Here is an 8,474-nt window from a genome sequence, read left to right on the forward strand (position 1 = left end):
CGGCGGGCCGCCGGGGCGGGGGTGCGGCGGGAGGGGCGCGCGGTCGGCACGGCCGTGGTCGGCCCGTGGCGGGGTCGACGCGACGGGCTCGGGGCGGCGGGCCGGTGGTCCGGTGGTCCGGTGGCCCGGTCGGGCGACCGGCACCGGGAACGTCCGCTGCCGACGGCGGTCAGGCCGAGAGGCGCCCCAGCCGCTCGACGGCCTCCGACAGGACGTCGGGACGCTTGCAGAAGGCGAAGCGGACCTGGGTGCGTCCGGCCTCCGCGTCGTCGTGGAAGACGGCGTTGGGGACGGCGACCACGCCGCAGCGCTCCGGGAGGGCCAGGCAGAACTCCACGCCGTCCTTCTCGCCCAGCGACGCGACATCGGTGGTCACGAAGTAGGTGCCCGCCGACGGGTGGACGGTGAACCCGGCGTCCCGCAGCCCGGCGGAGAGCAGGTCTCGTTTGGCGCGCAGGTCGTCCCGGAGCCCGGTGAAGTAGTCCTCCGGCAGTCGCAGCGCCTCGGCCACCGCGTACTGGAACGGCCCGGCGCTGACGTACGTCAGGAACTGCTTGGTGGTCCGGACGGCGGCGATCAGCGCGGGCGCTGCCGTCACCCAGCCGACCTTCCACCCGGTGAACGAGAAGGTCTTCCCGGCGGAGGAGATCGAGACCGTGCGCTCCCGCATGCCCGGCAGCGAGACGAACGGCACGTGCTCACCGTCGAAGACCAGGTGCTCGTAGACCTCGTCGGTGACGACCAGCAGGTCGCGCTCGACGGCGAGTTCGGCGATGGCCTCGGCCTCGGCGCGGCTGAGGACCATGCCGGTCGGGTTGTGCGGGCTGTTGAGCAGCAGCAGCCGGGTCCGGTCGGTGACCTTGGCCCGCAGCGCGTCGATGTCGGGGCGGAAGTCGGGGGCGCGGAGCGTCAGCGGGACCCGGACGGCGCCCGCCATGGCGATGCCCGCCGTGTACGAGTCGTAGTACGGCTCGAAGGCGATGACCTCGTCGCCCGGTTCCAGCAGTGCGAGCAGCGTCGCCGCCAGCGCCTCGGTGGCGCCGGCGGTCACCAGCACCTCCGTGTCCGGGTCCCAGCGCAGGCCGTGGAAACGCTGCTGGTGCTCGGCGATCGCGTGGCGCAGCTCGGGAATGCCCGGCCCGGGCGGGTACTGGTTGCCGCGGCCCTCACGCAGCGCGCGGACGGCCGCCTCGCGCACCGCCTCCGGGCCGTCGGTGTCCGGGAACCCCTGGCCGAGGTTGATGGCACCCGTCTCGGCGGCGAGCGCCGTCATCCGAGCGAAGATCGTCGTGCCCAGCCCGTCGAGCCTGCGGTTCAGCAACGGACGGTCGCTCATCTCTCACCGTTCCTCGTCTTCGGCGTGGTGCGGGGTGCGATGCCGCGGCGGCGCCGTCGCGGTCGGCTCATCCTCGCCCATGGGGCGGCCCGACGACAGTGCCCCGCCGGGGCACGGAGGCCGGGCCGGTGGCGGGGTCACGCGTCGAAGTCGATCGCCACCTCGGCGGTCCGCGGGCGGGACTGGCAGGCCAGCACGTAGCCCTCCGCCACCTCGTCCGGCTCCAGGGCGTAGTTGCGGTCCATGCCGACCTCACCGCCGACGAGGCGGGCGCGGCAGGTTCCGCAGACGCCCCCCTTGCAGGCGTACGGCGCGTCCGACCGGTTCCGCAGCACCGTCTCCAGCAGGGTCTCGCCCGGCCGCATCGGCCAGGTGCCCGCACGGCCGTCGAGCGTGGCGGTGACCCGCGAGCCGTCCGACGCGTCGGACGGCCGCTCCACGACGGGCGCGGCATCGGCGTGGAACAGCTCGGTGTGGACGCGGTGGCGTTCCACCCCGGCCTCCCGCAGCGCGCCGCGGGACGCCTCCACCAGGCCGAGCGGCCCGCAGAGGTACCAGCCGGCGACCTCCGGCACGGCTCCGCCCAGGAGCGCGGGCAGCAGCGCCCCGATGCGCGGGGCGTCCATGCGGCCCGTGGCCAGGCCGGCCTGCAGTTCCTCGCGGGAGAACGCGTGGGCGAGCTGGAGCCGACCGGGGTAGCGGTCCTTGAGGTCGGCGAACTCCTCCAGGAACATCGTGCTGGCGGAGGAGCGGTCGCACCGGAGGACCGTGAAACGCGCCGTCGGCTCCTGGGCCAGCAGGGTGGCGGCCATGCTGAGCACGGGGGTGACACCGCTGCCGCCGACCACCGCCGCGTACCGGCCCGGTGCCGGCGGAAGGGTGAACCGGCCCGCCGGCGGGAGGACGTGCAGGGTGTCCCCGACCGTCAGCTCCTTCACGACGTGCGCCGAGAAGACGCCTCCGTCGATGTGCCGCACCCCGACGGTGAGGTGCGACGGGGCGGGGCTCCCGACGGCGCTCGCCGCCGAGCAGACGGAGTAGGTACGCCGCAGTTCCCGGCCGTCGGCGGGGGTGTGGCGGAAGGTCAGGTGCTGGCCGGGAACATGCCGGAACGTCTCGCGCAGCGCGGCCGGTACGTCGAGGGTCACCGCGACAGAGTCCTCGGTGAGCCGGTCGAGCCGGCTGACGGCGAGCGGATGGACGATCACCTCTACAACTCCTTGACGTGGTCGAACGGCTCGCGGCAGGTGTCGCAGCGCCGGAGCGCCTTGCACGCCGTGGAGGAGAAGCGGCTCAGCAGGGTGGTGTCGGTCGATCCGCAGTGCGGGCAGCGGATGGTGAGGGTCAGCCCGACGGGGCCGCCCGCGGCCGGCCCGGTGGGCCTGGGCGGCGCGATACCCGCGGCGGCCAGCTTGCGGCGCCCGGCGTCGGTGATGTCGTCGGTCGACCAGGCGGGGCTGAGGACGGTGCGGACGGTCACCTCGGCGGCGCCGGCCTGCCGTAGCGCCGCTTCGAGATCCGTGGCCATGGTCTCCAGCGCCGGGCACCCGGTGTACGTCGGGGTGATGTCCACCTCGACGGACACCCGGGGGGCTGCTTCCGCCGCGTCGCCCATCCGCGCGGGCGCGTGGTCCGTCCGCAGCTCGCGGAGGACACCGAGTTCGGCGAGGGTCAGCACCGGCAGTTCCGGGTCGGGGACCGACTCGGCCGCGGCACGCAGCTCCTCGTCGGCGGGAACGGCGGCAGCCGGTGCGGGGGCGGCCCGACCCGGCGCGCCGCCCGGCTCGGGCACGTCGGTCGGACCCGGTGCGGTGCGGCCGTGTGCGGCGGCGTCCGTGTCGCCGGTGTGTTCTTCACCGGCGGCGGTGTTGCCGGCGGCGTCGGCCGCGGCGCGTTCGTGGGCGGAGGCCCGGGGGGTCACCACGTCGCCCCCGGGTGGCTGCGGTGCAAGTGCTGCATCTCGGCGAGCAGGAAACCGAAGGGCTCGGTGTGGATGCCCTCCCGGCCGCCGCCCGCGGTCCAGGCGTCGGCGTCCGGGCCCTGAGGGAGCGGGAGGGTCGCCTCGCCGAGGACGGCCTCCAACGCGGTGAGCCAGTTCTCGCGGAGGGCCGCGTCGTCGAGCGGCAGCCCGGGCACGGCGGCGAACAGTTCGCCGGTGTGGCGCCACATCACCTCCAGCCCGCGCCGCATACGGGCATGGGACTCGTCGGTGCCGTCGCCGAGCCGCAGCGTCCACTCGGTGGCATGGTCCCGGTGGTAGGCGGTCTCCTTCACCGCCTTGGCGGCGAGTTCGCGGATCGGGGTCGGGCAGCCGTCGGTGCCGACGACCGCCGTGTACCGGATCTCCTGTGCGAGGGAGAAGTACAGCTGCCGGGCGATGGTGTGCGCGAAGTCGCCGTTGGGCTGCTCCACCAGCTGGACGTTGCGGAAGTCCCGCTCCCCGCGGAGGTACGCCAGCTCGTCCTCGTCGCCGACCAGGGAGAACAGGGTGCGGGCCTGCCCCAGCAGATCGAGCGAGATGTTGGCCAGCGCGACGTCCTCCTCGAGCGCCGGGGCGTGGCCGGTCCACTCGGCGAGCCGGTGGGAGAGGATCAGCGCGTCGTCGCCGAGCATCAGCGCGGCGGTCGCCTCGTCGCCGACGAGGCGCGGCGCGACGGCCGTGGTTCCCGCGACGGGCGCCGGCGGCGGCTCTGCCGGGGTCACAGGTGCTTCACCCCGTCCGGTATCGCGTAGAAGGTCGGGTGCCGGTAGGCCTTGTCGGCGGCGGGCTCGAAGAACGGGTCCTTCTCATCGGGGGAGGATGCGGTGATCGACTCCGCGGGGACGACCCAGAGGGATACCCCCTCGCCGCGGCGGGTGTAGAGGTCGCGTGCGTTGCGGAGGGCCATCTCGGCGTCCGGGGCGTGCAGGCTGCCGGCGTGGGTGTGGGAGAGGCCACGGCGGCTGCGCACGAACACCTCCCACAGGGGCCAGGGTGTGGTCATGGGGTGGTGGCTCCGTTCGGGGTGGCGGTGGGCGGGGCGGTGTCGCCGGTGGCAGTGGTGTCACCGATGGCAGCGGTGGCTCGGGCACGGCGCTTCGCCGCGTGGGCGGAGGCCGCCTCACGTACCCAGGCACCCTCCTCGTGGGCGCGCCGCCGCTGGGTGATGCGCTGCTCGTTGCAGGGGCCGTTGCCCTTGAGGACCTGGGAGAACTCCTCCCAGTCGATGGCGCCGAAGTCGTGCCGGCCGCGCTCCTCGTTCCACCGGAGTTCCGGGTCGGGGAGGGAGAGCCCCAGGGACTCGGCCTGCGGGACGCAGATGTCCACGAACCGTTGGCGCAGCTCGTCGTTGGAGTGGCGCTTGATCTTCCACTCCATGGACTGGGCCGAATGGGCGGACCGGTCGTCCGGCGGGCCGAACATCATCAGTGAGGGCCACCACCACCGGTCGACCGCGTCCTGTGCCATGGCGTGCTGGGCCTCGGTGCCCCGGCTGAGTGCCAGGAGGAGCTCGTACCCCTGGCGCTGGTGGAACGACTCCTCCTTGCAGATGCGCACCATGGCCCGGGCGTAGGGGCCGTAGGAGCAGCGGCAGAGCGGGACCTGGTTGGTGATGGCGGCTCCGTCGACCAGCCAGCCGATGGCGCCGACGTCGGCCCAGGTGAGCGTCGGGTAGTTGAAGATCGAGGAGTAGCGCTGCCGGCCGGCGTGGAGCTTGTCGAGCAGTTCGTCGCGGCTGACGCCGAGGGTCTCGGCCGCGCTGTAGAGGTAGAGGCCGTGCCCTGCCTCGTCCTGCACCTTGGCGGTGAGGATCGCCTTGCGGCGCAGTGAGGGCGCCCTGGTGATCCAGTTCGCCTCGGGCTGCATGCCGATGATCTCCGAGTGCGCGTGCTGGGCTATCTGGCGGACGAGGGTGGCCCGGTAGGCGTCCGGCATCCAGTCGCGGGGTTCGATGCGCTCCTCCGCCGCGACGGCCGTGTCGAAGGCGCGTTCCAGCTCGGCGAGGCCGGGGCTCCGCTGGTCTGCGGGCGGGGCGGTGGTCATCGGCTGGCCCTCTCGTCGGCTCGGGGATGGCTCGGTGGCTGTCGGGTGACCGCGCTCGGTCGGCGGTGGCGGTTGCCCTGAATCGGTGGTCCGGGCGCCGTTTGTGGTGGCCCGGGGCGCCGGAGGCGCGGGCGTCGTCCGGCGGCGCGTGCGTCCGGCCGGGACGGCGGATGAGGGCAGCGGAGGGGGTGCGGCTGCCCGCCGCTGTGGAGTTGTCCGCCCTGCCCTTCGGCCCGGGGGCGATGGCTTCTGATCGACCTACCGACCGATCGTTCGGTTCAATGGTGGGTGGGCTCGATGGCCGTGTCAAGAGAGTCACCCGTGTGGCGGTACGCAGAGCCCGCGGCGGACGGCCACGATGGTCTTCGTCACCCTCTGTCACCGCGATGCGGGGCATGGTGGCCGGGCAGGGGAGCACCGGGCGGCAGGGGCGAGGCGCGGGAGCGGAAACCCTCGGAGGGGCGGGCGGTCCCGGTGCGCGGGGCGTACCGGACGGCGTGCCGGGCGGCCCTCCTCAGGGCCGAAGGGCGGGGGACGCGGCCTCCCCATCGGCGGTACCGTGCTGTGGTCCAGGAGAGACCTGGAGCCGCAGTCGTGGGGGACCGTTCGAGAGCATGGAGCCACCGGAGAAACCCGAGGAGCCGACCGGGGAAGACGGCCCCGCCACCGGGGCGAGCGGCGAGGCGGCCGGCCCGGCCTTCCCCGCGCCCCGCGAGGCGGCGGAGGCCGCCGCGCAAGCGGACCACGACGAGGGCGGGGCGGCAGGGGAGTCGCCCCCGCGGGACGCCGTTCCCGCTGAGCAGGCCCGGGGGGGCGCGCCGACCGAAGGCCGCCCGACCGCCGGCGGCGCAGAGCGGGCGCCGAACCCCGCACCACTGACGACCGAGGGGTTCGTCTTCGCCCGGCTCGGGTGGCCCGCACGCATCGTCATCGCGTTGTCCGTCGGCCTGGCCACCGTGCTCGGCCTCTGGCACATAGCCATGGGCTTCCTCTACGTCGCGCCCGCCAACACCCTCTCCAAGGAGTACGCCTCCGTCATCCGGGACGGCTACTCCAACCCCGAGTTCGAGCAGAACTGGAAGCTCTTCGCGCCCAACCCGCTCCAGTCCGACATAGCCGTCGAGGTCCGAGCCGAGTTCGAGGCCGAGAACGGCGGGGTGCGGACCACCGACTGGATCAACCTCACCGCGATGGACATCGACGCCATCCGGTACAACCTGCTCCCCAGCCACACCGCGCACAACACGCTGCGCCGGGCCTGGGACACCTACTCCAACACCCTCGACGAGGACGGCCGCCCCGTCGGGGCCCGCGGAGAACGCGCGACCGTCTACGTCCACCGCATCGCCCTGCTGCGCCTCAGCACGATCATGGACACCGAGCCGGTGCAGCGCCTTCAGATCAGGTCGGCGGTCACCCCGCTCGCCACACCGCCGTGGGACGACCGCTCCGTCAACACCGAGACCGTCCACGACGAGCAGGACTGGCGCACCGTCCTGCCGCCGGACCGCCCGCGCGGCGCGCTCGCCCCCGACGGCGAGCGCCCGCCCCCGCAGCCGGCCCCCGAGGCCGACGCCGAGGACGCCGGCGGCGACGAGGCCGCCGAGAGTGAGGACACCGCCGACGGCGCTCGCCGGGCGCCCACCACCGGGAGCGACCAGGGCACGTCCGGCACCGAGGCCCGGGAGGGCGAGTCATGAGTCCGGAGCAACCGTCCGGACGGCCGGCCGACGCGCCCCCGCCGTCCCCCTTCGCCGGCCTGGGCAAGAAGTTCGACGCCTCGCTCGCCCGCGGCCTCGGTCACATCACCCGGCGGGCGCTCGGCCCCCACCAGACCGCCGTGGTGCGCATCGGGTTCGCCTTCACCTGGCTGTTCTACCTGGTCCGGGAGTTTCCCCACCGGCACGAGCTGTACGGGCCGGACAGCCCCTGGGGGTTCGAGCTCGCCGAGCAGATGATTTCCGGTACCGGGGCGTTCTCCGTGCTGATGTGGAGCGACGGCCGGCTCTGGTTCGAGGCCGTCTACCTGATGGCGATACTGGCCTCCGTCGGGCTGCTGCTGGGCTGGCGCACCCGGGCGATGTCGGTGCTCTTCATGCTCGGCGTGCTGTCCCTCCAGAACCGTTCGATCTTCATGGGCGACGGTGGCGACAACGTCATCAAGCTGATGGCGATCTACCTCGTGCTGCTGCGCTGCGGCCAGGTGTGGTCCCTGGACGCCCGGCGGAAGGCCGCCGCACGCGGCGCGGTGCCCGGGACGGACCGGACCGGCATCGCGCTCTGGGCCGCCGCCGGCCTCGCGCTCGCCGTGACGACCGGTGGCGGCATGCTCGGCGGCTGGGTCTGGCAGCTCTGCCTCTGGGGCCTGTGGCTGGTCTTCGGCGCCTGGTGGGTCGTGGAGCGCCACTGGCCGGGCGAGCCGCGACTGGTCTGCGACGTGATCGCCAACCTCGTGCACAACATGGGGCTGCTGATCGTCATGGCGCAGGTCTGCCTGATCTACGCGACCGCCGGTTGGTACAAGATCCAGGGCACCCGGTGGCAGGACGGCACCGCCGTCTACTACCCGATGAACCTGGACTACTTCACGCCGTTCCCGGAGCTCTCGCAGGCGCTCACCGGCAACGGTGTCCTGGTGATGATCATGACCTACGGGACGGTCTTCATCCAGGTCGCCTTCCCGTTCGCCCTGCTGAACCGCAAGGTCAAGAACGTGCTGCTCGCGGTGATGATCGCGGAGCACGTCGGCATCGCCGTGCTGATGGGGCTGCCGTTCTTCTCGCTCGCCATGATCGCGATGGACATCGTCTTCCTGCCCACCGCCTTCCTCCTGTGGCTCGGCTACCGGACACGGCGGGCGACGGCGCCACTGTCCCGCCTCACCGGACGGCGGCCACGGACGGAGGCCGGCCCGGACGACAGCACGGACGACAGCCCGGACGACAGCCCGGTGACCTCGGCCGCCCCCTCGGCCGCGGTGTCCGCGCCGCGCGTCACGGCGGACGCCGTCCCGCGTGCCGGCACCGTGGTCGGGGCGGGAACGGTGACCGCGCCGGCGACACGCACGGGGCCGACCGCTGCTGCCGACGGCCGAGCCCCCGGGCCGGATGCGGC

8 protein-coding genes are annotated in these 8,474 nt (G+C 73.6%); 2 read left to right on the forward strand and 6 right to left on the reverse strand.

Annotated features, from left to right (window positions below):
- Positions 1 to 169: 169 nt before the first annotated feature.
- From HCN56_RS21155 to paaA, 6 genes are all read right to left on the reverse strand, one after another.
- Entirely contained in the window at positions 170 to 1,336 is a 1,167-nt protein-coding gene (locus HCN56_RS21155; protein ID WP_167973521.1) for a pyridoxal phosphate-dependent aminotransferase, read from the reverse strand.
- 137 nt (positions 1,337 to 1,473) lie between these two features.
- Positions 1,474 to 2,541, reverse strand: a complete 1,068-nt coding sequence (locus tag HCN56_RS21160; protein WP_167973526.1) for a 2Fe-2S iron-sulfur cluster-binding protein — start codon at positions 2,539 to 2,541, stop codon at positions 1,474 to 1,476.
- A gap of 5 nt (positions 2,542 to 2,546) precedes the next feature.
- Complete coding sequence (paaD, locus tag HCN56_RS21165) at positions 2,547 to 3,056, reverse strand: 1,2-phenylacetyl-CoA epoxidase subunit PaaD (protein WP_209313009.1); 510 nt, start codon at positions 3,054 to 3,056, stop codon at positions 2,547 to 2,549.
- A gap of 197 nt (positions 3,057 to 3,253) precedes the next feature.
- Positions 3,254 to 4,039 carry a 1,2-phenylacetyl-CoA epoxidase subunit PaaC gene (paaC, locus tag HCN56_RS21170; RefSeq protein ID WP_376770906.1) on the reverse strand — a complete coding sequence of 262 codons (786 nt, stop codon included), beginning with the start codon at positions 4,037 to 4,039 and terminating at the stop codon, positions 3,254 to 3,256.
- Entirely contained in the window at positions 4,036 to 4,320 is a 285-nt protein-coding gene (gene paaB / locus HCN56_RS21175) for a 1,2-phenylacetyl-CoA epoxidase subunit PaaB (protein WP_167973522.1), read from the reverse strand. The genes paaC and paaB overlap by 4 nt, the downstream gene beginning before the upstream one ends.
- Positions 4,317 to 5,360 carry a 1,2-phenylacetyl-CoA epoxidase subunit PaaA gene (paaA, locus tag HCN56_RS21180; protein WP_245246843.1) on the reverse strand — a complete coding sequence of 348 codons (1,044 nt, stop codon included), beginning with the start codon at positions 5,358 to 5,360 and terminating at the stop codon, positions 4,317 to 4,319. Before paaA ends, paaB begins: the two co-directional genes overlap by 4 nt.
- A 614-nt stretch (positions 5,361 to 5,974) precedes the next feature.
- Here paaA and HCN56_RS21185 point away from each other — a divergent pair.
- Both HCN56_RS21185 and HCN56_RS21190 read left to right on the forward strand, forming a co-directional pair.
- Positions 5,975 to 7,060: a DUF5819 family protein gene (locus HCN56_RS21185; protein WP_167973524.1), complete on the forward strand. Its 1,086-nt coding sequence runs from the start codon at positions 5,975 to 5,977 to the stop codon at positions 7,058 to 7,060.
- Positions 7,057 to 8,474: HTTM domain-containing protein (locus HCN56_RS21190; protein ID WP_167973525.1), on the forward strand; the 1,418-nt coding region annotated here is incomplete at its 3' end. The genes HCN56_RS21185 and HCN56_RS21190, both read left to right, overlap by 4 nt.

Source organism: Streptomyces lonarensis (assembly GCF_012033735.1).
Lineage (GTDB): Bacteria > Actinomycetota > Actinomycetes > Streptomycetales > Streptomycetaceae > Streptomyces > Streptomyces lonarensis.

What these genes read in the sequence shown, in the direction of transcription:
- HCN56_RS21155 (WP_167973521.1), bottom strand. Translation starts at nt 1,336, where the DNA reads ATGAGCGACCGTCCGTTGCTGAACCGCAGGCTCGACGGGCTGGGCACG.
- paaB (WP_167973522.1), bottom strand. Translation starts at nt 4,320, where the DNA reads ATGACCACACCCTGGCCCCTGTGGGAGGTGTTCGTGCGCAGCCGCCGT.
- paaA (WP_245246843.1), bottom strand. Translation starts at nt 5,360, where the DNA reads ATGACCACCGCCCCGCCCGCAGACCAGCGGAGCCCCGGCCTCGCCGAG.
- HCN56_RS21185 (WP_167973524.1), top strand. Translation starts at nt 5,975, where the DNA reads ATGGAGCCACCGGAGAAACCCGAGGAGCCGACCGGGGAAGACGGCCCC.